Source organism: Rothia sp. ZJ932, from assembly GCF_016924835.1.
In the GTDB taxonomy this organism is placed as follows: Bacteria; Actinomycetota; Actinomycetes; order Actinomycetales; family Micrococcaceae; genus Rothia.
Genome location: NZ_CP070480.1, coordinates 515,824 through 541,089, shown reverse-complemented (window position 1 = coordinate 541,089; position 25,266 = coordinate 515,824). Strand labels below are relative to the sequence as shown.

At 52.2% G+C, this 25,266-nt stretch carries 24 protein-coding genes and 1 pseudogene; 12 read left to right on the top strand and 13 right to left on the bottom strand.

What is annotated here, in order from left to right; all coding sequences use genetic code 11:
* Nucleotides 1-257: 257 nt before the first annotated feature.
* Both JR346_RS02485 and JR346_RS02480 read right to left on the bottom strand, forming a co-directional pair.
* Nucleotides 258-1,310 carry a polyprenyl synthetase family protein gene (locus JR346_RS02485; protein ID WP_240333991.1) on the bottom strand — a complete coding sequence of 351 codons (1,053 nt, stop codon included), beginning with the start codon at nucleotides 1,308-1,310 and terminating at the stop codon, nucleotides 258-260.
* Nucleotides 1,311-1,352: 42 nt separating this feature from the next.
* The gene (locus JR346_RS02480; protein WP_204877901.1) at nucleotides 1,353-2,051 is read right to left on the bottom strand and encodes a demethylmenaquinone methyltransferase; all 699 of its coding nucleotides are present in this window, start codon (nucleotides 2,049-2,051) and stop codon (nucleotides 1,353-1,355) included.
* Nucleotides 2,052-2,312: 261 nt separating this feature from the next.
* On the opposite strand from JR346_RS02480, the gene JR346_RS02475 reads away from it, so the two are divergent.
* From JR346_RS02475 to JR346_RS02465, 3 genes are all read left to right on the top strand, one after another.
* The gene (locus JR346_RS02475; protein WP_205482938.1) at nucleotides 2,313-3,092 is read left to right on the top strand and encodes an ABC transporter substrate-binding protein; all 780 of its coding nucleotides are present in this window, start codon (nucleotides 2,313-2,315) and stop codon (nucleotides 3,090-3,092) included.
* 71 nt (nucleotides 3,093-3,163) lie between these two features.
* Nucleotides 3,164-3,961 (top strand): amino acid ABC transporter permease, encoded by a 798-nt coding sequence (locus tag JR346_RS02470; RefSeq protein ID WP_205482936.1) that lies wholly within the window; start codon nucleotides 3,164-3,166, stop codon nucleotides 3,959-3,961.
* 51 nt (nucleotides 3,962-4,012) lie between these two features.
* On the top strand, nucleotides 4,013-4,786 hold the full coding sequence (locus tag JR346_RS02465; protein ID WP_205482930.1) for an amino acid ABC transporter ATP-binding protein: 774 nt from the start codon (nucleotides 4,013-4,015) through the stop codon (nucleotides 4,784-4,786).
* 85 nt (nucleotides 4,787-4,871) lie between these two features.
* Here JR346_RS02465 and JR346_RS02460 read toward each other — a convergent pair whose 3' ends face one another.
* The 5 genes from JR346_RS02460 to JR346_RS02445 all read right to left on the bottom strand — a co-directional run bounded on the left by JR346_RS02460 (nucleotide 4,872) and on the right by JR346_RS02445 (nucleotide 9,301).
* Nucleotides 4,872-5,252 (bottom strand): cupin domain-containing protein, encoded by a 381-nt coding sequence (locus tag JR346_RS02460; protein ID WP_204877905.1) that lies wholly within the window; start codon nucleotides 5,250-5,252, stop codon nucleotides 4,872-4,874.
* A 110-nt stretch (nucleotides 5,253-5,362) separates the two neighbouring features.
* A complete protein-coding gene (menD, locus tag JR346_RS02455; RefSeq protein ID WP_205482928.1) occupies nucleotides 5,363-7,039 on the bottom strand; it encodes a 2-succinyl-5-enolpyruvyl-6-hydroxy-3-cyclohexene-1-carboxylic-acid synthase in 1,677 nt (558 codons plus the stop codon).
* A gap of 52 nt (nucleotides 7,040-7,091) precedes the next feature.
* Nucleotides 7,092-7,616 carry a DUF805 domain-containing protein gene (locus JR346_RS02450; RefSeq protein WP_204877907.1) on the bottom strand — a complete coding sequence of 175 codons (525 nt, stop codon included), beginning with the start codon at nucleotides 7,614-7,616 and terminating at the stop codon, nucleotides 7,092-7,094.
* A gap of 239 nt (nucleotides 7,617-7,855) precedes the next feature.
* On the bottom strand, nucleotides 7,856-7,990 hold the full coding sequence (locus JR346_RS10480; protein WP_255521058.1) for a hypothetical protein: 135 nt from the start codon (nucleotides 7,988-7,990) through the stop codon (nucleotides 7,856-7,858).
* A gap of 288 nt (nucleotides 7,991-8,278) precedes the next feature.
* On the bottom strand, nucleotides 8,279-9,301 hold the full coding sequence (locus tag JR346_RS02445; protein ID WP_204877908.1) for an o-succinylbenzoate synthase: 1,023 nt from the start codon (nucleotides 9,299-9,301) through the stop codon (nucleotides 8,279-8,281).
* Between the two features lie 188 nt (nucleotides 9,302-9,489).
* On the opposite strand from JR346_RS02445, the gene JR346_RS02440 reads away from it, so the two are divergent.
* Nucleotides 9,490-10,572, top strand: coding sequence for a phosphatase PAP2 family protein (locus tag JR346_RS02440; RefSeq protein ID WP_205482926.1), 1,083 nt, complete (start codon nucleotides 9,490-9,492; stop codon nucleotides 10,570-10,572).
* Between the two features lie 113 nt (nucleotides 10,573-10,685).
* Here JR346_RS02440 and JR346_RS02435 read toward each other — a convergent pair whose 3' ends face one another.
* Nucleotides 10,686-11,600 (bottom strand): MBL fold metallo-hydrolase, encoded by a 915-nt coding sequence (locus tag JR346_RS02435; RefSeq protein WP_204877910.1) that lies wholly within the window; start codon nucleotides 11,598-11,600, stop codon nucleotides 10,686-10,688.
* Nucleotides 11,601-11,836: 236 nt separating this feature from the next.
* Here JR346_RS02435 and gluQRS point away from each other — a divergent pair, with 236 nt between their 5' ends.
* The 6 genes from gluQRS (at nucleotide 11,837) to JR346_RS10475 (ending at nucleotide 17,917) form a co-directional block, all read left to right on the top strand.
* Nucleotides 11,837-12,787, top strand: coding sequence for a tRNA glutamyl-Q(34) synthetase GluQRS (gene gluQRS / locus JR346_RS02430; RefSeq protein WP_204878062.1), 951 nt, complete (start codon nucleotides 11,837-11,839; stop codon nucleotides 12,785-12,787).
* Nucleotides 12,780-13,778 (top strand): DMT family transporter, encoded by a 999-nt coding sequence (locus tag JR346_RS02425; RefSeq protein WP_205482919.1) that lies wholly within the window; start codon nucleotides 12,780-12,782, stop codon nucleotides 13,776-13,778. The genes gluQRS and JR346_RS02425 overlap by 8 nt, the downstream gene beginning before the upstream one ends.
* Nucleotides 13,779-13,957: 179 nt before the next feature.
* Entirely contained in the window at nucleotides 13,958-15,454 is a 1,497-nt protein-coding gene (putP, locus tag JR346_RS02420; RefSeq protein WP_205482917.1) for a sodium/proline symporter PutP, read from the top strand.
* An 89-nt stretch (nucleotides 15,455-15,543) separates the two neighbouring features.
* Nucleotides 15,544-16,497, top strand: a complete 954-nt coding sequence (locus tag JR346_RS02415; protein WP_205482916.1) for a 1,4-dihydroxy-2-naphthoyl-CoA synthase — start codon at nucleotides 15,544-15,546, stop codon at nucleotides 16,495-16,497.
* A gap of 330 nt (nucleotides 16,498-16,827) precedes the next feature.
* Entirely contained in the window at nucleotides 16,828-17,772 is a 945-nt protein-coding gene (locus JR346_RS02410; RefSeq protein WP_205482914.1) for an exonuclease domain-containing protein, read from the top strand.
* A gap of 16 nt (nucleotides 17,773-17,788) precedes the next feature.
* On the top strand, nucleotides 17,789-17,917 hold the full coding sequence (locus tag JR346_RS10475) for a hypothetical protein (RefSeq protein WP_255521059.1): 129 nt from the start codon (nucleotides 17,789-17,791) through the stop codon (nucleotides 17,915-17,917).
* Nucleotides 17,918-18,235: 318 nt separating this feature from the next.
* On the opposite strand, the gene JR346_RS10470 is transcribed toward JR346_RS10475, so the two are convergent.
* The 5 genes and pseudogenes from JR346_RS10470 to JR346_RS10350 all read right to left on the bottom strand — a co-directional run.
* On the bottom strand, nucleotides 18,236-19,183 hold the full coding sequence (locus JR346_RS10470) for an AAA family ATPase (RefSeq protein WP_255521941.1): 948 nt from the start codon (nucleotides 19,181-19,183) through the stop codon (nucleotides 18,236-18,238).
* Complete coding sequence (locus JR346_RS10465) at nucleotides 19,147-20,148, bottom strand: AAA family ATPase (RefSeq protein WP_205482912.1); 1,002 nt, start codon at nucleotides 20,146-20,148, stop codon at nucleotides 19,147-19,149. The genes JR346_RS10470 and JR346_RS10465 overlap by 37 nt, the downstream gene beginning before the upstream one ends.
* On the bottom strand, nucleotides 20,145-20,459 hold the full coding sequence (locus tag JR346_RS10460) for an AAA family ATPase (protein ID WP_205482911.1): 315 nt from the start codon (nucleotides 20,457-20,459) through the stop codon (nucleotides 20,145-20,147). The genes JR346_RS10465 and JR346_RS10460 overlap by 4 nt, the downstream gene beginning before the upstream one ends.
* Nucleotides 20,453-21,655: a type IIL restriction-modification enzyme MmeI gene (locus tag JR346_RS02390; protein WP_205483820.1), complete on the bottom strand. Its 1,203-nt coding sequence runs from the start codon at nucleotides 21,653-21,655 to the stop codon at nucleotides 20,453-20,455. Before JR346_RS02390 ends, JR346_RS10460 begins: the two co-directional genes overlap by 7 nt.
* Nucleotides 21,656-21,719: 64 nt before the next feature.
* Nucleotides 21,720-23,372 (bottom strand): annotated as a pseudogene (locus tag JR346_RS10350) (DNA methyltransferase); the annotation flags it as partial.
* A gap of 193 nt (nucleotides 23,373-23,565) precedes the next feature.
* On the opposite strand from JR346_RS10350, the gene JR346_RS02385 reads away from it, so the two are divergent.
* Nucleotides 23,566-23,967, top strand: coding sequence for an iron chaperone (locus JR346_RS02385; protein WP_240333987.1), 402 nt, complete (start codon nucleotides 23,566-23,568; stop codon nucleotides 23,965-23,967).
* Between the two features lie 99 nt (nucleotides 23,968-24,066).
* Nucleotides 24,067-25,236, top strand: coding sequence for an AMP-binding protein (locus JR346_RS02380; protein ID WP_205482910.1), 1,170 nt, complete (start codon nucleotides 24,067-24,069; stop codon nucleotides 25,234-25,236).
* Nucleotides 25,237-25,266: the final 30 nt, after the last annotated feature.

The following is a 25,266-nucleotide window of genomic DNA, read 5'->3' as shown; positions in this document are numbered from 1 at the left end:
TGTTGGGGTTCGAAGACCGGTGTCAGTGTGAGGGATTATCAGGTGAAACCGTATCTGCGGGTGCGCAGTGAACGGCTAAGGTGGTACCGCTCAGGTGCGCGAGTTTATTGAGTTAGAGTTTAGCGAGGTTCATCTACCCCTGCCGGTTTGTCTCATATAATAGACACCCTTAAGGGCACAGCATACAGAAACTCCCCGTACCCTCAGCGAGAGTACGGGGAGCTTGTGAGAAAAATAGTGGGCCCAACCGAAATGCTTTAAGCCTCGCGATGTACCACAGCGTGGGCGAAAGACTTCAGCGCTTCTTTAGCGGTGGAGTCGGGTAGCGGCTCAATAGCTGCAATCGCATCGTCTGCCCACTGATAGGCAACATCCCAAGCGCGGGCGGTGGCGGGGTGGACAGCCAAAGCTGAGACCGCCTCATGCAAAACCTCGTCAGAACTGAGATCGCCCTGAATCATCGTGAGAATACGCGCTGCCTCTTCATCGCCCTTCTCAGCATCCTGCGCCAGCAAAATTGTGGGAAGGGTGGGCACACCCTCACGCAAATCAGTACCGGGAGTCTTACCCGATACGGTACCGGCGGCGGCAATATCAATAACATCATCAGCCAGCTGAAAAGCGACACCCACCAGTTCACCATAACGAATAAGCATCTGCACCGCAGACTCGGGAGCACCAGCCAAAGAAGTACCGAACTCACCGGCAGCAGCAATCAGAGAACCGGTCTTACCCTCAATGACCTTGATGTAATGGTTGTAGAGGTCGTCACCGTTCTGCGGGCCGACCGTCTCAAAGAGCTGGCCCAACACCAGACGCTCAAAAGTGCGCGCCTGAACAGCCAAAGAACGGGCGCCCAGTTCAGAAACAATCAGGGAGGCACGAGCAAAAATGAGATCCCCCGTCAAAATAGCAACCGAGTTACCCCAGATGGTCTGGGCTGTATCTACCCCGCGACGCTTGGGTGCATCGTCCATGACGTCATCGTGGTAGAGGGTAGCTAGGTGAGTAAGTTCCACAGCAACCGCAGCGTCAAGCACCTTATCGTTGATTTCCCCACCGGCAGCTGCTGCAAGCAGGGTCAGCAAAGGGCGCACTCGCTTACCACCGGCTAAGAGCAAGTGGCGGGAGGCAACGTCAGCGAGCTGATTGGTCTGCTCGATTGCTTTACCCAAGCGCAGCTCAATTTCTGCCAACGACTCGATAATCTGTGGTCCCAGTTTCGGGTCGTTAGCAATCAGCTCAAAGCCCTTGGGCAGGTTAATATCAGCGATAGAGAAGGAATCGAACGATGAGGGTGTATGTGTCACGGGTTTACTGTTTTCTCTTGGAGTTATCAGTGAAGCAGATGGTTAGGACGCTGGTTTGAAGCCTCGGTGGAGGGCAACGATACCGCCGGTGAGATTGCGGTACTTGACGTTTTGCCAGCCTGCATCAGTAAAAGCGGCGGCAAGAGCGTCCTGGGCAGGCCAGTCAATGATGGATTCAGCCAGGTACTCGTAGGATTCGGGATTCGATGAGAGGAATCGGGCGACCGGAGGAATCGCTTTCATGATGTAACGCTTATAGATAGCGGCGAAGGGGGCGACGGTGGGGGTGGAGAATTCCAGGACCACAATGCGCCCGCCGGGCTTAGTCACGCGGTAGAGCTCGCGCAGTGCTTTGGGGTAGTCAGCGACGTTACGCAGACCGTATGACATTGTGACCGCGTCGAACTCGTTGTCACCAAAGGGCAGCTGAGTGACGTCAGCTTGCACAAAAGTCATGTCGGGGCGACGCTTGCGACCCACCGCCAGCATGCCTTCAGAAAGATCAGCGGCAATGACATCAACACCGGCATCAGCAAATGGCTCTGCTGAGGTACCGGTGCCAGCTGCTACGTCTAGAACTTTTTGCCCGGGGTGAGCATCAACCGCTGCAACGGTTTGACGGCGCCAGTAAAGGTGCATACCGCCAGAGGCAATGCCGTTCATGAGGTCGTAGCGGGGCGCCACCGCATCAAACATGGAGGCGATGTCGATTGTTTTTTTGTTGAGGTCTGCTCGATTCACTTTGATATTGTCCCACGTTCTCGCGCGCTGGCGCTAACCGGTGGACGTGTAGACGCAAGTTTTTGAAAGATAGGCGCTTTTTGTGGGCAGGCTGGGTGCTATAAAGAGGACCTCACAGGAGCAGACAAGTGAGCATGACGCTCACCAAAAAGAGGTGCATACCACATCGGCACACATGAATATTTATACCCAATAGCACATATCTATGCTATTCTCTTATATATATTCACATATATAAGTATTTATGCATAGGAGATAGCCATGAAAAAACTCGCACTCTCAACCCTGGCACTGGGCGCTTTCACCCTGACCGCTTGCACCGCTACCGGCGGCACCGCAGCCGATGGCAGCTTCGCTCCCATTACCGAAGGTAAGCTCACCGTCTGCACCAACCCTCCCTACGCTCCCTTCGAATTTGAAGAAAACGGCAAGATCGTTGGTTACGACATGGACATCGCCGCTGAGGTTGCAAAAGATCTCGGTCTCGAACTTGAGCCCCTCGCCAGCGGTTTTGAAGGCATCGAATCAGGCGCGTCCCTCTCCTCCAAGCAGTGCGACATTGCTTTCTCAGGCATCACCGTCACCGAAGAGCGCAAATCCGTCATGGCGTTCACCGAACCCTACCTCGACGACAACATGGGCATCATGACCACCGGCGGTTCCCCCATCGCTTCTGAAACTGATATCAAGGGCATCAAAGTTGCCGTGCAGCAGGCAACCTCCGGTCAAAAATTTGCCGAAGAAGCCGGCGCTGAAATCATTCAGTTTGAGGACGCAGGTCTGATGGTTCAGGCGCTCCAGACCGGTCAGGTAGATGCAGTGGTTGCTAACGTTTCCATCATCTCTGAAGCATTGAGCAACGATAGTTCACTCAAGCTCGCTGCTGAAATCATAACCGACGAGAAGATCGCTGCGGCAGTAGCCACCGAAAACACCGCCCTGCTGGACTCGGCAAACAAAACCCTGCAGCGCCTCGAAGATGAAGGTAAGCTCACTGAACTGCAGCAGCAATGGCTGGGCTTTGAAAACAACGCTCAGTAATTTATAGGTGCTTCCCGCGCGCTGAGCGTCTGCTCTTATCGCATCAACTGCTATCTTCTAAGGATCTTTTCATGGCTATGACCCTTCGCCAGAAGCAAGCTGCCGGGCGCTACGCCCAGTACGCACTCTTGGCAGTACTTGCGCTGGTTTTGATACTGGTTGCTGACTGGCAGACGCTCTCGCGGGCGGTGTTCAACCCCGAGATTATCGCGCAGCAGTTTCCGCAGGTTATTACTGTCGCGCTGAAAAACACCCTGATTTACACCCTGCTGGGCTTTATCGTGGGTCTTACCGGTGGCATCATTCTGGCACTGATGAAACTCTCATCTATTGCCCCCTACCGCTGGCTGGCAACCCTCTACATTGAGCTGTTCCGCGGTCTGCCCGCCCTGGTTGTCTTTCTCGCCTTTGGCTACGGCATCCCCCTTGCCTTCGGGGTGCGTTTCAACAGCTACGTCACCGTTATGCTCGCCCTCGGACTGGTCGCAGCAGCCTACATCAGTGAAGTGCTACGCGCCGGTATTCAGGCTGTTCCCAAAGGTCAGCTAGAAGCAGCCCGATCCTTAGGTATGTCACATTCACGAGCCATGGTCACCATTGTGATTCCCCAGGCTTTCCGCATCGTTCTGCCCCCGCTCACCAACGAAGTTATCCTGCTCACCAAAGACTCCTCCCTGGTCTACCTACTGGGCATGTCCGTCACCCAGTACGAACTCGCTAAGTTCGGTCGCGAGGGCATTTCAGCCTCCGGCGCAGGTCTCACCCCCCTGGTCGTAGCTGGCTTCTGCTATCTCATCATCACCGTACCCCTGGGTCAGCTAGCACGCACCTTCGAAAAGCGCACCAACAGCCGCTCACGCGCGTCCTAACCCCACGGCACTTCACCTCCACAGACTCCATAGGTACGAAAGAATATAGCTATGAGCACCCACGCACCCCAGGCTTCAGTCACCATCAACAATCTCCACAAATCCTACGGCCCGGTAGAAGTTCTCAAAGGCATCAATCTCGATGTAGCCCCCGGCGAGGTCGTCTGCCTCATTGGTCCTTCAGGCTCCGGTAAATCAACCCTGTTGCGCTGTGTCAATCTGTTAGAAACTCCCCAGCAGGGCACCATCACCGTTGCCGGGCACGAAGTAACCAACCCCAACGTTGATGTGAACACCATGCGCCAGAGCGTAGGCATGGTTTTTCAGCAGTTCAATCTTTTCGCACACCTGACAGTACTTGAAAACTGCACCGTCGCGCAGATTAAGGTACTCAAGCGTGATAAAGCTACCGCACGCGATATTGCCCTGAAAAACCTCGAAAAAGTGGGGTTGGCTGATAAGGCAGAGCGTTACCCCGACCAGCTCTCGGGCGGTCAGCAACAGCGTGTTGCCATCGCCCGTGCTCTCGCCATGAATCCACAGCTCATGCTCTTCGATGAGCCCACCAGCGCCCTCGACCCCGAAACCGTGGGCGACGTACTGGGTATTATGCGCGAGCTGGCACAGGAGGGTATGACCATGATTGTGGTAACCCACGAAATGGCTTTTGCCCGCGATGTCGCTGACCGCGTCGTCTTCATGGACGGCGGCGTAGTAGTTGAAGAAGGCACAGCCCAGCAGGTCATCGAAAACCCGCAGCACCAGCGTACCCAGCTCTTCCTCTCACGCGTGCTCAACCCCACCAGCGCGCAAATCAACGGCTAAGGTTTCTGACCGCACCGCAGACGAAAACCCGGCGGCTCCCCTTTTTTTCAGGTAGAGCAGCCGGGTTTTGTTTTGCCGCGCGGTCTTAGAAAGTACGCGACTCAGGGCAGTTAATAATTGCTGGCTCGTGCGTTTCACCGGTCAGCATGGTCACCATAACGGTAGAGTCTTCAACCGCCTCAACCTCGTGGAGTAACGTAGCGCTCAGATGCAGGGGCTTGCCCGGCACCAGTTCGAGTTCTTCACCGCGCACCCTAAACAGCACTTTGCCAGCAAGTACCTGCACAATAATGGGGTGAACGCTGTGGTGCTCGCGCCAGAGCTGACCGGCAGCGAACTGCAAAACCACTAGGTTGCCACCATCGGCATCGAGAACTTTCTGGGCGTGCGGTTTAGTCTCAAACGCCTCAAACGCAGTAGTGAGCTGCGGAAAACTAATCACTGTTCCTTCGTGGGTGCCTGCCATAGTATCAACCTTTCAGGTAGGTAAAAATTTCGGTGAAACACCGGTCTTACTTTTACGCTACACCCGCGAGCCTCACACCGTACAGGGTTTTATCGCACAAAATACTCGCGCTAGGCGGCATCCACTACCGTCACCTCAATACCTGAGCTTCTATACGCCCGCGCTAACTGTTTAAGATCAACATCAACAGGGGTGGTGAAATAGCGCTCAACCGCACGAGTGAACTGCGGTTTCTGGGCAAGAGCGCCGTGTTCGAGGGTACTAAAAATGCCGCCACCGTGATCATTGAACACGGTAATACGCAGCTTGGGTTTGTGCTCTAGCATGCCGATGTTCAGTGAGGACGCATCGTGCAAAAAGGTAATGTCGCCGAGTATCAGGTGAACAGGCTGGGCGGGTTTGCCCTCTGCAAGCGGTGCCAGAGAAATACCGGTAGCGGTAGCGATGGTGCCATCAATGCCCGCTAACCCGCGGTTCGCGTAAACGGTGGGGCTCACCACGAGGGCAGGAGCAATAAAATCAAGGTCGCGAATCAGATTCGAAGAACCCACTACCAGAACCTCGCCCTGTTCTACCGCGTTGTTCCAGGCATCCAATACCACGGCGTGTGCTTGGGCGCGTCCGCTCGGCTCACCGGTCGCACGGTAGATCTCAACTTCACCTAGTGCTACCCTTGCAGCGTCAGATCCTGCGCTCACCCAAGCATTAAGCCAGGGTTCACCGCTTGATGTTGCTACCTGATGACCGTTACCCGCAAACTCTGCCAGTGATGCGAAATCTGCCACGACACGTTCGCGACGGTTGCCCTCGTGCCAGCTAGCTGGCTGAGCCTCGTAGCGGGCAACTTCAACCGCAGAGTTAGCCAGCAGAGCGGTAATGGGGCGGGTGAGTGTGGGGTGCCCAAAGAGCACTACTTTTTCTATCTGCGCTCCCAGGTGCCCGGCGACCACCTGCGGGTAGGCGCGTACAGCGTTGGGCGAAAAACGTGCGCCCGACGACGGTTCTGCCAGCAGCGGCAGACCCAGTTTTTGGGCAAATTTCTGGGCGATATCACCGGCGTTAGCACCGGCTATCACCACGGTTTTATAGCTCTGCGGGGGTAGCTTCTCCCCTACCACCCAGCCACCGGCAGTCTCTCGCACCGGCAGCGGGCTGGGCGTAAGGTCCACTAGGGTTTCAGCCCACCTCGGTAGCACCTGAGCAATCTCGTCATCGGGAACAAGCGGCACATCAAAGGCGCAGTTAATATGTACCGGTCCGAGGGGATGGTCTGAGGGTTCGTTCCAGTGGGTGCGGCTTCTACCCGTAACCGCTGATAAGCACTCATTGAACGCAGCGGTCTGTTTCCCCGCAGGTTCTTCGGGATAGCCAATGAGATCCACGGACGCGCGACAGTGGCTCGCGAGAATACCCGCCTGGTGGGTGGTTTGGTTGGCACCAGAACCGCGCAGGTGTAGCGGACGGTCAGCGCTGAGTACCACGAGCGGAGCCCCGCTGTGGTATGCCTCCATCACAGCGGGTAGCAGATTGCCTACCGCCGTTCCACTAGTCACGATGATTCCCACCGGACTGCCATGCGCCAGTGCCAGACCCAAGGCTGTAAACCCCGCACTGCGTTCATCAACACGCACGTGTGAAGTCACAACCCCCGCTTCCGCTAGGGCAGCTAAGGCGTAGGCAAGGGGTGCCGAGCGCGAACCGGGTGAAACCACCACGTGTTTCATGCCAGCGCGCACTAAAGAGTCAAGAACAGAAACCGCGGTTATCAGAGCAGAAGGTGTAGACATCACCTTCCCATTCTACGCTTCGGGCATCAGTTTCCTTGTAAAATTTTTGATCCTAGTCGAAGCGCTTACCGGCTGTCACAGGTTTTTGTGAAGACTGTACAAGGCTCACGATGCTTCCTGCCACCGGCACCAGGTTGATCCACATCCAATGGCCGCTGCGGTTGGTATCGTGCAATCTGCGTACCGACAGGCTCAGTGTGGGCACCACAGTGATGACGTATGAAATAGTCAGAGCCCGACTCAAGGGGGTCGCCAGCTCCCTATCAAGTTTGAGGTCGTGGCGAATAACCCGCTGTATTTCACCGGGCGCAGGTATGCCCTCGGCGGTGAGTTCGGGCTGGGCATATTCTTTACCGAGCTCTTTCGCACGGCGCCTACGTTGCTTGGCGGCGCATACTTCAAGGGGTGCCGATACGGCTAACAAAACTGCGCTCGTCCACCAGTATTCGCTGCGGGAGGCGCGTCCTGAAAACTTAAAAGAATGGGCGAGGCTGCGCACCAACGCTTGGGCGGGGTTCGCACCGGTGAGTGGTTTCGATGAGCCAATAGCGCAGGATGTTAGAAAACGTGAAAACATGGAATCCTCCCTCGGATAGTTCCCACCAGTTTATGGCATAGACCGCTACCAGCACCATACCCATCGCGGCTACCATAGCCACCTTGTGCGCAAAAAATCCCACGCCTTGGGGTAGGACGCGGGATTTTTCAGGTTCAACGGAAAAATAGGGGAAATCCCGTTGAAGGTGAGGGGTTCTTGCACTAGGGGAAATATTGCAAGAAGCCCTCTTCGCTCACAGATGAGCGTAAATCTTAGGCTTATGCCTTGGGGTATTCGTAGTAGAGGCTCCAGCGCTCTTCTTCGGTAAGTCGAGGTGACAGGGCAAGTGCCTGACGAACGTTCTTAGCGAGTTTCTGAGCTTTCTGCGATGTGGGGGACATCAGTAAAAACATGGGGAATCCTTTTACTCTTACGAAGTCTTACTACACAACACTGCCGGGCGGGGATCGATGCTCTGCGTTGCAGTTAAAACCCTAACATAGTTGTGGGCTGTTTGGGGGAAAGATTTAAAAATATATTTGCACCTTCATGTAATTTACCTCTATATTTCAAGGATTCTAGGCAAAATATGGCGCTTTCTCATTTGTCCCCCATCTCCATCTATATAGAGGACAACCCCCGTTAACCTCGCGTTGGTGCAGCCGTCACATCACGAGCATTCAGAGCGCAAGAACAATGAATTAAGACGTTGGGTGAGCTTCTTCTAAATACTCGTAACACCTGCGAAGACGCTCAATCCACCAGTGGCGGCGCTCAGGGGAAACCGCGTGCCGCCGCAATAAATCGGTTTCAGGCTCTACGGCGCGCACTGGCAGCTCACCGTTTTTTGCCACCAAGGGTTCTGAGGTAACGTCAGCGCCCATCAATGACACCGTTCCAAGACCGCACCCAAAGGGCAACTCGGGCAACGCCGCAGCCAAAGCAGCACCGGTTGCAATGCCCACGGAACTTTCTAAAGCTGATGAGACTACACAGGGCAGACCAGAAGCCTCAACAATACTCAGCGCTCTGCGCACCCCACCCAAGGGTGCTGCCTTGATAATAAGCACATCAGCTGCCCCCGCCTGAGCAACCAGCAAGGGGTCTTGCGCTTTACGCACTGACTCATCGGCTGCAATCAGCACCTTATGCCCCTTATCGTTCAGTTCTTGACGTACCCTCGCAAGACCCTCGATACTGGCTACCGGCTGCTCAGCATAGAGCAGGTCAAAAGGCTCTAACCGGGTAAGTGCTTCTATAGCTTGAGAGTGGCTCCAGCCCATATTCGCGTCAATCTTAATACCCGCCTGTGGTAGCAACTCGCGCACGGCGGCAACCCGCGCAAGGTCATCAGCTAGGGTTTGCAAGGGTTCAGCAACCTTAATTTTGACCTCGCGCACCTCACCCTCATAACGCGCAAGGACGCTCTCTACCTGGTCAGCAGATACAGCGGGCACAGTCGCGTTGAGAGCAATGCTGGAACGCAACGGCTTAGGGTATCCCTGCCACGCACTTTCTAAAGCACTGGCAAGCCATGCCGACGCTTCAGCGTCCTCATATTCAAGAAAGGGCGCGAACTCTCCCCAGCCAGCTGCGCCTTTGAGCAGTAGAGTTTCGCGTTCTAACACTCCGCGAAACTTCACCCGCAGAGGCAAACTCACTACATGAACCTGCTCCAGCACGTCCGTAAGAGCTGGCAGCGGTGCGACCAAAGAATGTTCCATACCTTTACCGTACCTGCCCACACCCCGCAGTGACTAGCAGGCACCGTCTCTCTCACTACTCCTAGTGGAATCACACCGGGCAGCATTCACAGCTAAGACAAAGGTTAAGAGTGCATAGTAGAAAAGGCATCTTTTGACGAAAAGATCTTCACCTGCCCTTACCGTCGATGAACGAAAGCAACTAGTGCATGGGTCACCGCAACTTCACACACTCAGAGCCTTCACAACCGCGCACCCAAAAACTTTCTGTAGATACTGAACCCACCGAGGTCATTCTCACCCATCAGCCGCGCGCAGCTCAACCCAGCAGTCAACTTGGTCAGCCTGCCACGACCCAGCACACCCCGGTGGATGCTCCAGCGCCCTCAGGACGCATGGCAGCCATCCGACCCTCAAACCTGCGGCAAACCCGCCCCAGCACCTGGACCGTCTTACAGCATCTTTTAGCTCTTGCGCTCACCCTGGGTGCGTTGGCAACGACCATCTGGTTCTTCGTTATGACTCCCCTGGGACAAACACTCGATGAGCTGGCTTTCAATGAGTACGCCTATCAGTTCCTCACCGTTCAACCGCAGTCTTTACAGGTTCTTGATCAGATTCCCACAGCAGCAGGGGTATTCGCTGTCGTCGGTCTAATTTTTGTACTGCTCTGGAAACACCGTTTTGTACCGGCCCTCGTAGGTTTAGCTGTAGCGCTTGCCGCCAACGCAACCACACAAATTCTCAAGAACGTCATTATTCAAAAACCTGACTACGATATTCACATGGCGCCACTCAACTCCGCGCCCTCGGGTCACACTACCTTCGCTGCCGCCGCCGTATCGATGCTCTTTCTCGCCTCACCCAAGCGACTGCGTCCAGCAATCGCCGTGATTGGAATGCTCTTTACGCTGGCAGCTGGCTACTCCACCATCATCAATGGCTGGCACCGCCCCGCAGACGTCGTCGCAGCAATTCTAGTAACCACTAGCTGGACTGTTCTAGGCCTCGGCACCCTACGCTTTCTGCGCTCAGAAGAACTAGATCTCGGCAACACCCAACGCTCGGGGCTCATTATGATTCCCTTACTCGTTATCGCCGGTTGCTTCTTAGGCTTCTGCACCGTAGCCCTCTACATTCTTGCCTACGCCCAAACAATGTCAGGTTCAGCGCTCATGGGGGCAACCTGTCTTATAGCCTGCATCGCTTCTTTCAGCACCGCAGCCCTCATTGGTTTGCTTCGCTCACAAAACAAACAACGCAAGGCATACACCAAGGTCTGGACCTACTAAGCATTTTTCAACAACCGGGGCAGACACTCTAAAACCCCGAAGCATCGCAAAGGGCGTTACCTCACCACTAGTGCAGTGAGATAACGCCCTTGGGCGTTTTAAAATATGTGACTTTACTGACCCTCGCCCAACGTAATAGGCCCGGCCAGATCAGTACGAATATCAGCACCAAACTCAACATCGTTCAGGTTAACCCCGGCTTCTTCTTTCTGCTCCAACCAGGTCAAACGATCCAACAAAATACGGGTAGCACCGGGAGTATAGGGCAACTTATACATAGCTGCGGTGGTGCTAGCCCCCTTAGCTACCTTCGACTCGCGAATGCGGTGAATCGCGTCCTCCATCGTCTCAGCCATACGCTCAACAAAGCTCGATTCCACAGGAATACCGTGACCGGGCACAAAAATACGGTAGCGGTCAAGAGCCGCCACCTGCTTTAGGGTACTCACCCACTGATCAGGGTACGCATCATCAAAAGCAGGATCAGAGCCCTGCTCAACAATGTCACCTGCAAAGAGCACATCATCAACACCCACCAAAACATCATTGTCAGTGTGAGCCAAGCCCAGATAGAAGAGGGTCACAGCGCGCTCACCCAAATCCACACGGGTGAAGGACGCGCGGGTACCGTCGCCCGGCAACAGGCGGGTTGGAACAACCAGCTGTGTATTAGGACCTTTAGCATGCGCCATTTCGGGTTCAAGAACCTCAACGTAGCTACGCTGGCGGTCACCGTAGGTCTCAATAGCTTTAGCCGCACGAGAATGTGCCCAGAAGTCGGTGACGCCATCCGCCTCAAAAACCGCATTTCCCATGAAACGGTCAAAGTGGGTGTGGGTGTTCACGACCACCAGAGGGAGGTCGGTGATGCGGCGGATTGCTCGCAAAACCTCGGCGCCCTGACGGGGGCCTGCGCCGGTATCAACCACCATTGCCTCATCGGTGCCAACAATAAGACCCGTATTCAAACGGTAGTTGTCAGTGGCAATAAGGTAGATGCCGTCAGCTATTTCTGTAGTACGTGCCATGAGGTAAAAGATAGTCTATGAATCGCCCCAACAAGCTCTCTTGGCATCGAGTTCACCCTCTGTTGCGGTATTACTCACATGTATGACGTCTTGTCTGTCTGAATTTTAGGTATTTTAGGGCAAATATGACGCGGCGTGCCGAGCACAAGGTTACGAGGCAGAGTGGCAGGGCGGGGCTCACTACCGTAACGAAAAGTTTGCTGGGATGGCAGAAGCACTAGGATGAACAGGTGACTATTTCTTCAGCTTCAACCACAGGCGCAGGCAGGTACGCTCCCTCCCCCTCAGGTGATCTTCACCTGGGCAACCTTCGTACTGCACTTTTCGCCTGGCTTTTTGCTCGATCAACCGGGCGTTCTTTTGTGATGCGGGTTGAGGATCTTGACCGGGTGCAGGAAGGAGCGGCACAGCGCCAGCTCGATGATTTAGCCTCGTTGGGCATAGACTGGGACGGCGAGGTCATCTGGCAGTCCGAGCGTCTTGAAGCCCACCGGGATGCTGTAGAGAACCTCCGCGAGCGCGGTGTGGTCTATGAGTGTTTTTGTACGCGCAAAGAGATTCAGCAGGCTGCTAGCGCACCACATGCTGCTCCCGGTGCTTACCCCGGTACCTGCCGTCATCTTACTGATTCCGAACGCGAAGAACGTCGGGCGGTGCGTCCGCCTGCGCTGCGTCTGGCGGCTGATATTCGGGAGTTCACGGTGCAGGATTATTATGCTGGCGAGTATACGGGTGCGGTGGATGATTTTGTGCTCGTGCGTAACGATGGCAAGCCCGCCTACAATCTCGCGGCAGTGGTGGATGATGCTTTTAGCACAGTGGATCAGGTGGTGCGCGGGGACGATTTGCTCTCTTCTGCTCCCCGGCAGGCGTATCTTGCTTCTTTGCTGGGTTTGACGGTACCCGCTTATGCCCATGTTCCTCTGGCGCTCAATGTGGAGGGCAAGCGTCTTGCCAAGCGCGATGGTGCTGTAACTCTGGTGCAGTTGCGTGCTGCCGGTATTTCTACCGATCAGGTCATGCATATGATTTCAAGCTCGATTCCGCTGCGATCCTGGTGCGGGCAGGGCGGGTTCCATTTGCCCAGAACAGCCAGCCAGATGCTGGAGGTTTTTGACCCGGACGCGATTTCCTTACAGCCTTGGGTGGTTATTGACCCTGCCTTTGAGAGCGTGTGCTGTGCCTAAGAACCCTGCTGAATTGAAGGCGTCCGCCCCCACCATTGTTGAGAGGATCCCCCGTGAACATCGCGGCACGGCAGCATTTGTGTTGGTGCTGATGGGATCTTTAGGTATTCAGGTTTCAACCGCTGTTGCCGCCCCGCTGTTTGATGTTTTCTCACCGGTAACGGTGGCAGGTTTTCGTGCGCTGATTGCTGCTGTTTTTTTGGCGGTGCTGGTGCGTCCCAATGTTTTTGCTCTGCGTCGCGGTGACTGGCCACAGGTTCTCATTTATGCCCTGGTTACCACGCTCATGGCTGCCTTTTTCTACCTGGCGGTGGCGCGCATTCCGCTGGGTATTGCGGTGACCATCGAGTTCATGGGTGCTTTCGTGGTCTCGTTGCTGGGCGTCAAACGCTTTCGAGATTCAATCTTTGCCGTTGCAGCGCTTGTGGGGGTGGCGATGATTGCCGGGCCCACATTCACCTCAACGAACTGGAGCGGTTATCTTTTCGCGGCGCTCGGTGCGATCTGCATGGGGTCTTACACTTTACTGTCGGCGCGTATGGGATCAGGTTCTGCCGCCACCGCCGGGCTCAAAGGCGTCACCATCTCTATGTGCATCTCTGCTCTCTTGCTGGCACCTTTTTCGGTGCCGTATGTAGGGCAGTTGGACGCCAGCGGCTGGGCACGTGTTGCTGTGGCAGGAATCTTCGGCATCGCGCTGGCTTTCAGCGCCGATAACTTGGCGGGCAGGCTAACTTCATCAGCAGTGATTGGTGTGCTCTTTAGTCTTGACCCCGTGGTGGGCGCTATCGTGGGTATTCTCATGATGCAGCAGGTGCTCTCGCTGTGGGCTTACGCTGGAATTGTTCTTATTGCGGTTTCTGGTGCATTGTTGGTTTGGAAAACCAATCGCTCTGCCATCAGCATCAGCACTTTCCCCCAGTCGCTGCCGGTGGTACCTTCCACCACAGATAACGCAGCTGTCTCACGCGGTAATAGTCCCACTGCCTAACAATCAGTTGCCATCTTTAGAAAACCTCAACGCTGCTGTTGCAAAAGAGTAAAACTCAAACTTAGGGTTTATCGCACTCTATTTGCATTTTCGCACCCCCTTGGGCTTATTATGAGACCTAACACACGAAAGTTCCCTCTCGCGTAGCGAACTCACCACACATTTTCTAAAGGATTCTTATGAGCGATTTAACCTTCCAGCTCATTGCGCTCGGCATCTACTTTGCCGCAATGATTGGTATTGGTCTGTGGGCGAAGTCCAAGAACAATAACCTCGATGACTACGTTCTGGGCGGACGCAGCCTCTCACCCACGACTGCTGCTCTTTCAGCAGGTGCCTCCGATATGTCGGGCTGGCTGCTGATGGGTCTACCCGGTGCCCTCTACCTGACCGGCCTTGCCGAAGCCTGGATTGCCATTGGTTTAACCATCGGCGCTTGGCTCAACTGGAAGTTCGTGGCGCCTCGCCTGCGTAGCTACACCGAAGTAGCTAACAACTCGGTGACCGTACCCGCCTTCTTCCACAACCGCCTGCGCGATAACACCCGTCTGCTGCGTATCTTCTCAGCGCTGGTCATCCTCATCTTCTTTACCTTCTACGTTTCATCCGGCATGGTAGCTGGCGGCGTCTTCTTCCAGTCATCCTTCAACCAGGACTACCACACCGGCATGATTCTGGTTGCCGGTGTCACCGTCTTCTACACCCTCTTTGGCGGCTTCTTGGGTGCGTCCTACACCGACCTCGTTCAGGGTCTGCTCATGGCAGCAGCCCTCGTTGTTCTGCCCATCATGGCGTTCATCTACGTGGGCGGTTTCAGCGGTCTTGAAGAGACCATTACCGAAGTCAACCCCACCGCTTTCTCACTCTTTGCGGGCACCACTTTCTTGGGCATTCTCTCGGCAGCTGCCTGGGGTCTGGGCTACTTCGGTCAGCCCCACATCATCGTGCGCTTTATGGCGCTGCGCTCCCCCGCAGACGCGAAAGCCGGTCGCCACATCGGCATCGGCTGGATGCTCGTCACCGTAGTGGGCGCAATGAGCGCGGGTCTAATCGGTATTGCCTACTTCGCTAAGCACCCCGAAGCGACCCTCACCGACACCACCAACGCTGAATCAGTATTCCTGGATCTCTCCCAGATTCTGCTGCACCCCTTCCTGGCAGGTTTCGTGCTGGCAGCAGTCTTGGCGGCTATCATGTCGACCCTTTCCTCACAGTTGGTTGTCTGCACCTCGTCTCTCATGGAAGACCTCTACTCAGCAGCTCGCCCCAATAACAAGCTCTCAGACTCAGCCTCCCTGTGGATGGGACGCGCGGGCGTTATCGTGGTCTCACTGATTGCAGGATTCCTAGCATGGAACCCCAATTCTTCCATTCTTTCCCTAGTTTCCTTCGCCTGGGCAGGTTTCGGTGCGGCATTCGGTCCCATCGTGATTCTCTCGCTCTACTGGCGCAAGCTCACCAACTGGGGCGCTATCGCAGGTATGATCGTTGGTACCCTAACCGTCTTCATCTGGGGTTATAACCCCGAGCTCAAGGCGCTTATGTACGAAATCGTGCCCGGCTTCATCCTCAACATAGTTGTTGCCGTCATCGTTTCGCTGGTGACCTACAAGCACGACCCCGAGGTTGAGGCTGAGTTCGACGCCGCAGTCACAGCGGCGAACGCCAAACGCTAGAAAGATTTTCTTTCTTCGCAACCCCACGGACGCGCCACCTTCGCTCAATGAGCCAGGCAGGCGCGTCCTTGGCGTTTAAGATGTAAAACATGACTATTGAACTTCCCGAAAAAGTATCTGACACCTTCGACCCCAACTCTTGGCGAGTGGTTGAGGGCTTCGAAGATTTCGTTGATGTAACCTACCACCGTCAGGTGGAACGCGATGAAACCGGTGCCATCGTGCGCGATCTGCCCACCGTGCGTATCGCTTTTGACCGCCCCGAGGTACGCAATGCTTTCCGCCCTGGCACGGTTGATGAGCTCTACCGGGCGCTCGATCATGCCCGCATGACCTCAAATGTTGGCACTGTTCTGCTCACCGGCAACGGGCCCTCCCCCAAAGACGGCGGCTGGGCGTTCTGCTCCGGTGGGGATCAGCGCATTCGTGGGCGCGATGGCTACCACTACGCCGACGGCGAGACAGCTGAAACCATCGACCCTGCGCGCGCCGGACGCCTGCATATTCTTGAGGTGCAGCGTCTGATTCGCACCATGCCCAAGGTTGTTATCGCTCTGGTCTCAGGGTGGGCGGCAGGTGGCGGTCACTCCTTACACGTGGTGGCTGATTTGACCATCGCGTCCCAGGAGTACGGCAAGTTCAAGCAGACAGACGCCACCGTGGGTTCTTTCGACGCGGGGTACGGCTCGGCTCTGCTGGCTCGCCAGGTGGGTCAGAAGTTCGCCCGCGAAATCTTCTTCCTCGCCAAGGAATATGATGCCCAACGCATGTATGAGATGGGCGCTGTGAACGATGTGGTGCCGCACGAAGAGCTAGAAATTAAGGGTTTGGAGTACGCCGCGCACATCGCCCGTCAGTCACCTCAGGCTATCCGCATGCTTAAATTCGCTTTCAACCTGCCCGACGACGGCATGGTGGGTCAGCAGGTCTTTGCAGGGGAAGCAACCCGCATGGCGTACATGACCGATGAGGCAGTAGAAGGACGCGACGCCTTCTTGCAAAAGCGCGACCCCAACTGGGAAGAGTACCCGTACTACTTCTAGGTTTAGGTTTAGCGCCGAGGTTCTCCCCGGGGTTATTGACGTTTCCCCCTGTTTTACCCCCGTGGAAACGTAAACAGCCACGGGGAGAACTTTTGGTTGAGTAACGAGAACGCGCGTCCTCATGCTGGGCGTTGGCGCTACGCCCGTGCGTTGGGAAAAGACACAACGCACGGGCGGCAAGCCAACGGTCGCGTCCCCTGTTACCTTCCGGACGCATAGATACCTAACCGACAGACATATTTGAAAGCAAGGAGAGTTTCATTTGTGCTACAGATTCAGTTTAGTGTAGATAAAATTGCCCTATCAGCCATCTCGTAGTTAGGCAATTTTATGAGTAATCCAGCGCTAAGTTTCGTTGCTATTGATTTTGAGACAGCTAACGCCAGCCGAGCTTCTGCATGCTCGGTGGGTCTCACGAAGGTCATTGAGGGTGAGGTTGTTGAGACGGTTTCTTGGCTAATTCAGCCGCACGAATCTGTGAGTGAGTTCCACCCCATAAATATCAGCATTCATGGAATCTCCTCTGAGATGGTAGCTCAGGACGGCATAAACTGGGTAGAGACTGTTCAACGCATGAACCAGATTGTTGGGGATTTGCCAATTGTTGCTCACAATTCTGGCTTTGACCGTTCTGTTTGGAACCATGCAAATCTTGTTGAGGGTTTTGACGATTTAGCACCAGATTTCTTTTGTACGCTGAGTTTGTCCCGAAAACTAACGCAGGTTGGCGTGCTACAGGGATTAGACAGTAACCGTCTCGATGCTTTGGCCAATTTCTTTGGGATTGAGCAAAAGAAACACCACGATGCTGGTGAGGACTCTTTGGTAGCAGCTTTGGTCACTCTCAAACTTTTGGAGGTAATACAGCGCGATTCTATCGCGGACGCTTGGGGGGCACCTACAAGTAGCGGCCCTATTCGTTCACATAGGGTGCCTTCAGTTCCCAAAGTACGCAGAAATAATTTACTATCAGTCGTTCCAACTGCTGCTCCGCCGGAGGGAATCGCTGGTGAAGTTTTCACGCTAACGGGCGCTTTGGCTTCTATAGCTCGTGAGGATTGCTGGACTGCTATTGAAGCAGCGGGTGGTACTGTAACGAAGTCGGTCACGAAGAAAACTACGGTGCTGGTTATCGGAGCTGGAGCAGATGAAAGCATGCCTCCTCTCCTTGGAGATAGCTCCAAGGAGAAGAAGGCAATAGCTCTCATTGAATCAGGACAAAGTATTGCGGTTATTGGCGAGCCAGATTTGTTAGTGCTCCTAAACGAAAACTAATATCCCGGATGGTGGCATGGTAGACCAGCAGGTCTACGCCAGTAAAGTAACACGTGTGGTCTACATGACCAATGAGGCAGTAGAAGGAAGTGACGCCTTGTTGCAGAATCGGGACCCCAACTGGGAAAAGTACCCCTACTACTAAATTTAGGGTTTAATACCAAGATTCTCCCCGAGGTTGTTTACGTTTCCCCGGGTATAAAATACGGGGAAACGTAAACAAACCGTTACCTTTATAAGAGCAAGCACAAAGACACCCACAAACCGCTATTAAGCAGATAACGACCCTCTTGTCTAGCCGCCATGCCAGCTGGCACTTGCTACGCGTCCGTCTCCGTCTACTTACCCCTAGCACTTATGGATAAATCTTATCTCAATTTGAAACTACAAAATTAAAATAATTTACGCACGCACCTAGAAAACCTCACCAAATTTTATCAAAATACACTTTACCTTAATAAAATTAAATAATGTTAGCAATAAATTGATTTGCATTGCGCATCATAACCTCATAATGCGAAATATTTCCAGTTTTTTCAAAAATAATTCTAAAAGCTCTCAACCATTTTTCATTATTATGACTTTGAAGGTTTATCGAATCATTATCCATAATAGTATGAGACCCACTATGAGACCACGCAATTAATGAATTATGAACTATTTTCTCTTCATAACTCATATTTGAATCTATTTCATACAGATTAAGTTCACCTCCTAAAGTAGAGAAAAAAGATTCTATTATTCTTCTCATAGTATTTGCCAGCCAAGGATGATTTGCAAATTCCTCCCGGGATGCAATAGCAACCTGATCCCACAACTCTTGATAACTAGTACGGATCGAGTTTACTTGTCCATAAAATTCAACACTATTAGGTTCTGGCGATTTTTTAATAATCCTATAAAAATGATATTCCTGAGGATAACGACCATTATATCGATAACAAACTTCATTATGAAATCTTGTATTATGAGTCATAATAAGAATTTGGGCAACATTTTCATGTGTGCCTTTATAAACTTTTTCGATCAAGTCTCTGATTAGCATAGAAACAGTGAACATCACATCGGAATCAAGACTTGATATAGGATCATCAATTACCACAAAACTCTTAGTATCCTTCGTCCCTTCGTCGTCTAAAATCTGCAAAAAATAAAGAAATGTAATAAAATTCCTCTCCCCTTCACTGAGCGTTTCAATATCAGCCTTATCTCCGTTATTTCTAATAATAAAATACCCACCAGAATCAGTTTCTGATACCTTTATTTTAAATGAGTGAAAGTTACACATTAATAACAAATTGTTAATTTTTGCAGCAACAGCTTCTGAACTCAAAAGGGATCTTTTTCTAGATTCAAGACTCGAGGAACATTCAGTTAATTCTTCTTCATCTCTACGTACCGATGATTGAATTTTATCAATAACCGATTTTGAACATTGAATTTTTTCAGATGTTCACCATACCTAATTTCAACGCTATTTTTCGCGAATGACTCCCAAACGTCAGATGAAAATTCTCTACGCAGATCACTGGAGGATTCTATTAGTCTATTATGATTAGAAATCAGTTCATTTAATTGAATTATTAATTCTTGAGCCTTATCGATTTCATTTGGCCAAATTATTTCTATAGTACTTGAAGGTTGATTGATTTTATTTTCTAAATTTGCACCTATCAACTTAAATTTTGAAACAACCGCACTCAAGCAAACCTTCAATTCTTCTTGTTGAAATTTTTCAATTATTTCCAATTTCTTATCGATGAAAATCTCTACATCTCTAATGAATGACTCAATCTCCAACTTGGACACTTCAAGAAAATTGATACTATCCTGATACTTTTGATCAATTAAATCAATGATTTCTTTTTTTAAATATTCAGGGAGATCTTGAAAGCAAAATGGGCAGCTTAAATCATCGTTGATATAACGAATACCGTCGACAACCCAATCAAAGTTATTTTTCTCTTTTACTTTATGAGAGTATTCAGACCCAGAAGAAGACATCAGAGGGGTCTTCAGCATTTCTGTAATTTTATCGAAATTAATTTGTAGCGTCGGGGCATCTTCAATTATTTTCAGCGCTTCCCCCTCTTCAGAATATATAACTTCAGCTTTTTTTGCTAATTCATCAATGCTTTCAACCGTTCTAGAAATCACATCATCCGGTTGAGATGCCCGCTTAAGCCTCCCTAAAGCTTCAACAGTCTTATCGTGACAAAGTTCTTTTCTTCCAAACCCTGTAACATTATCTTTAATAATTTTTGGGACGTCTTTACTAGCCTCCCAAATATAATTTTTAAAGTTAGTTTTTTCTTGATTCTCTTCTGCTTCTTTATCGGAGATGGCTTTATTTTTTCCATCAATTAATTTTCTCAATCCATAAATATTTTTTCTAATAATTTAATTTCTTCACCAATAGATTCAACATCCTCTCCTAAGCGAAATATGCCAGGCTCACCTTCAGGAGACGTAAATGCCTTCCTTAGGTAGTCCCGATTAAATATTTGTGTGGACAATATTTCATCATTTTCCCACTCAATATTGTTATTATTGGATTTCAAGAGGTTGCTAATAGAAGTTTTTCCTGACCCATTTGGGGCATATAAAAAGTTAACTTTAGAAAGATCTTCGATTCTCTCTCCATCTGAAAATGGAGATAATGACCCCAACTTGCTGTTTTTTAACATGGGCTATTTATTCTTTCTGCTATACGAAAAAGTAATTCCAAACGCTGGGTCTCCGACGTACATAGCTTCGGGGCACCAAACGCCTTATCTACTAGACGGTCCAACTTCTTATGGGCATCTAGTAAACCTTTATCCATCGCCAACGGGTTGTACATATCCGCTAACGAACGTGTACCACCCGTGCGTTCAGCAATAGTCTCACGTGCTGCCAGAACACCCTTACCCGCAGCGATGATCTGCTCACGCAGCCTCTGCTCAACAGGCGGCAGAGGTAAGTTGTTCCAGACGATGGTGTTCGAAAAACTCAGATCAGACTTCAATCGTCCGCCAATAGCGCGTTGCCAAGCCATAAACATCGAAGAACTAATAATTGCGAAAAGGAAGCCGTCAGGATCCTCAGCTGTATAAACTTTATCGCCTGCGATTACATCCGCTTTTAATAAATCAACAGTGTAGAATTTTCGGTTCTCAGACACCACACGAGGAATACCAACATATTCGACCAATGGTCGATTTTTATTTGGTCGCATCAAATGCGGTAAATCACGCAATTTATATGCATCGCCGCTAGGAGTTTGTTGGCTCCTCCAAACTCGATTAGATTCAACCCGTCTCTTCAATAGAGGACTGTTTTCTAAATCCGCAGGCTCTACGTTCTCTAACCATAAACACCATCGATCCAATCCGCGGACTAGCTCTCGTCCCATGCGATATTCACGGAGATACTTAATTGAGATGGGGTCTTGTCTTACTTCTTCAATATCGCTGACCTCTACGATGAGATTCCCATTATCTGCTGGTTTTGTGCCAAACCTAGCTTCTGGAAGTTCAACACTCATTGGCTTCGATCTCTTTGTAACCAGTACATTCGGGGCATCCAACAGGTAGGCATTGATACCAGTCTTGACCTTATGCTCGCCAAACTCATGCGTCGTCCAGTCATACTCAAACAATCGCTGACGCGCATCCTGCTCACGGGTATAGCCCGTAATTACACAGTGCACGGCTGCTTTACCTGGTGCATCCGAGCTCCAAGGGAAGGTCCGGTACGCAAACTTGACGCGCCACCCGTCCCGAAAGAGCGGTCCGAAAAGTGCAGGCACCGCCTGCCCCTGACTGATGGAGTTCGTCGAAACGAAAGCAAATTCCCCTTCTCTTGGAGAGAGAGAGAGAGAGAGAGAGAGAGAGAGAAGAATTTTGACCCGTAAAGAAATCTGAGGACTTCTTAAACCACGCAGTCACAAAATCCAGGTAGCCATCATAATCCTTACCCCAGACAGCCTTCATCGAGGCGGTCTGCTCCTTAGATTTAGAGTACTGACCGATAAAGGGCGGGTTACCAAAAATATAGGTCTTGCCGGTGGTCTCAGGAATCTCAGCACGCCAATCAAGAGCGAGCGCATCCGCGTGCACAATTTTCGCCGTAGTTTTGATGGGTAAACGAGCAGGAGCCTCACCCAAACGGGTTTCAAGGTAACGATCAGCCTGAAACTCCGTGAGGAACATAGCAACCTCAGCAATACGAGAGGGCCACCAGTTAATCTCAAACCCGTAGAACTGCTCTATAGAAAGACGCGTACCCAAAGTTCCCAGTAGCTGGTTTTCCCCACCCTCACGGCGGTTCATTTCAACCAGCACGTCCGTCTCGATCTCACGCAATTTTGCATACGCTACCTGCAAAAAATTGCCCGAACCACATGCCGGGTCGACGAAACGCATAGAAGTGAGTGAGTCTAAAAAGTCAGCAAAAACCCTGCGTGAAGTAACTTTAGAACCGATGAGGCGATCAGCCTCAGCACGCAAATCGTCCAAGAACAGCGGTCCAAGAGTCCGCAAAATATCAGCTTCGGTGGTGTAATGCTCACCGGCAGCTCGGCGCGCCTCACGAGACTTCACCAGCTGGAACATCGACCCAAAAATTGCCGCTGAAATACGCGTCCACCTGAAACGGCATGCATCAAGCAAAGCGGCACGCATCTCAGTATCAAAATACTCAATACCAGTGCGCTCAGCAAAAAGACCGCCGTTGATGTAGGGGAACATCTGCACGATTTCAGGAACATTTTTGCTAATACGCTCGCGGGCAGCATCCGGCGTATTGAGGTAATCAAACAATGCTGAAATCTGCACGCCCAAATCAGAACCATCAGGCTGTGTGCGTTCCTCAATAAAGCGGTAGAACAAATCGTTCTCCCACAGCCCAGCGTCATCGCCAAAGAGCAAGAAAAGAATACGAGTCAAGAAGATGGACGCGCGCTCAACAGATTCTTCCTCAGCACCAGAATTATGCGCTGCATCATCCCCTACCGGGTTATCTGCATCATCACCCACCAAAGACTGGTACAAACGTGCCATAATCTTCGATGCCTGAATCGTAGCCTCAACTTCTTCGCGCTTCTCAACAGTTTCTTGACCAGCAATGAATTTCAGCTGATCAACGTAATCAGGAAGCTCTTCAAGGGTAAATTCCCAAGTCTCATTGGTTGCCGAATTGGTTAGAACAAACGACCAAAAATTGCAGGTAATAATAAACTTCGGCCACTCGTGATCGGCAATAGTGCCACCGGCAAGATAGTCATCGGCTTGGGCAGCAGCCTTCGACAAATCCTTATTAACCGACTTCTGCTCGACCAACAACATGCCAGGCCAAAATGCATCTACCCAGCCCCGGTTATTAGTAGATGCACGCTTTGCTTCACGCTCAAAAAGAAGAGTGCGCTCGTCAGAAATGCCAAAGCACTTGAGCAGACCAATCCAAAACTGCTGCGTAAACTGCTTCTCGGTAGCACCGCCCCCACTAGCAGCAACCTCATCAAGACGCGCCACCCACGCATTCGCAAACTTCTGTAGCTCACTCTTAGCGTAGGAACGGTTAAATAAATGAGTAATCACAGCAAATAGCCTTTCGGTCATTCAACGTCCCCAGTACAGACCAGTCTATACCGGCACCATTCACCTCTAGAAGTATGTTTCACCTACACGCACGAGGTTGAACTATACTTGTAGAGGCGAATCATTACCATATGATAACTGAGCAACTTAATTAGCAGAGTAAAGACCATGGCGACGTTTTTATAGTGCGGTCTCCTATGAAAAACTGAGAAGCATGACTCTAAAGATGGCACCCGATGAGAAGCTCCTTGATTTCTTCGCGCCCATTCTTGGGCGCATTTCTGATGATGAATACCGCGCCCGCGCGGCTGAGGTTCTGTTGTGGGTTCATGAGACTTTCCCAGAGCTTGGCGTGCAGATTGCCTGGAATCAGCCCATGTTCACCCACCACGGTACTTACATCATTGGATTCTCGTATGCGAGCAAGCACCTCTCGGTTGCACCCGAGCAGGCTGGCATCAACCATATTTCTCAGGAACTCGACAAGCAGGGTATCTCTTACACGCCCAACCTCTTTCGCCTTCCGTGGACGCAGGAACCACCCTATGAACTCATATGCCGCGTTATCGCTTTCAACATTGAAGATAAGGCAGAGATCACCAGCTTCTGGCGCTAAAAAGGGTAGACACGTGCATCCGCAGACTGGGCATTAGTTCTGCACCCAACGGTGAAGCCTCTGTAAGGCGCACGCACGCGGTTGCCTAGAATAGAAGGCATGGATTTCTCAGCGCTCACTCCCCTGCCCGCTCCCACCCACATTCCTGAGGGAACAGTGGTGGTGGGCGAGCGCGTCCGCTCGTCAGCTGATCAGATGTTCGCGGACTTTGCGCGTCTCTTGGAGTCTGAGGACGCGCGTCCGGCGCTGGTGGTGACAACAAGTGGTTCAACGGGTAAGCCCAAACAAACGGTACTTAGCACCGGGGCGCTGAGGGGCTCGGCTCACGCTACCGCGCAGGCAACCGGCTCTTTCGGTGCCCAGTGGTTGCTGGCGCTGCCGCTGCATTATGTTGCCGGTGCGCAGGTGGTTGCCCGCTCAGCCCTTGCGGGGAGGGCACCGGTGATGACCCGTTCTATCTCTCGCGGTGAGAGTTTCACCGCGCAGGATTTTCTAGCTACTGCCCAGTCGCTGACAGCACCTACCACCATGGCTTCGCTGGTTCCGGCGCAGTTGCATACGCTGCTAGAAGCCCCCGGTGCTCTGGGGGATGAGGTGCTCGCGGCGTTAGCGAGTTTCACTGCGATCTTGGTGGGTGGTGCCGCTGCCAGTCAGAGGCTTCTCACCCGGTGTGCAGATGACGGCATTGCTACAGTCACCACCTACGGCAGCGCCGAAACCGCAGGCGGTTGCGTATATAATGGCACGCCGATTCACGGTGTCCGAGTGGCAACTGACAGTGACGGTCGCATCTGGCTAGGCGGTCATACTCTCGCCAGTGGCTACCTCAACGAACCTGCTAAAACAGCCAGCAGTTTTTTCACCGATGAAGCGGGCACCACCTGGTATAAAACCGATGACCTCGGCAGCTTCAAGAACAATACCCTAGAGGTACAGGGCCGCAGTGACGATGTGATAATCACCGGCGGTATTAAAGTTTCGGCGCAGCAGGTCGCCCGTACCATCGAGAGTCACCCCGCGGTGCGTGAGGCTTTTGTTGCCGGAGTTCCCCACCCCAAATGGGGTAGAGCGGTGGGCGCGGTTATTACGGTTACCCCCAACACTCAGACACCGGAATTGAACGAGCTCAAAATATTGGTCGCTGACAGGCTGGGGGTGGCAGCATCCCCCAAGCACCTACTCATCATGCAGCAATTCCCCGTACTTTCCACTGGCAAACCTAACCGTCGGGCACTGGCTGATGCGCTCCAACGATTAGGTGTAAGCTAAAAGTTTGGTATGAGCGTAAGATTTCGGCGA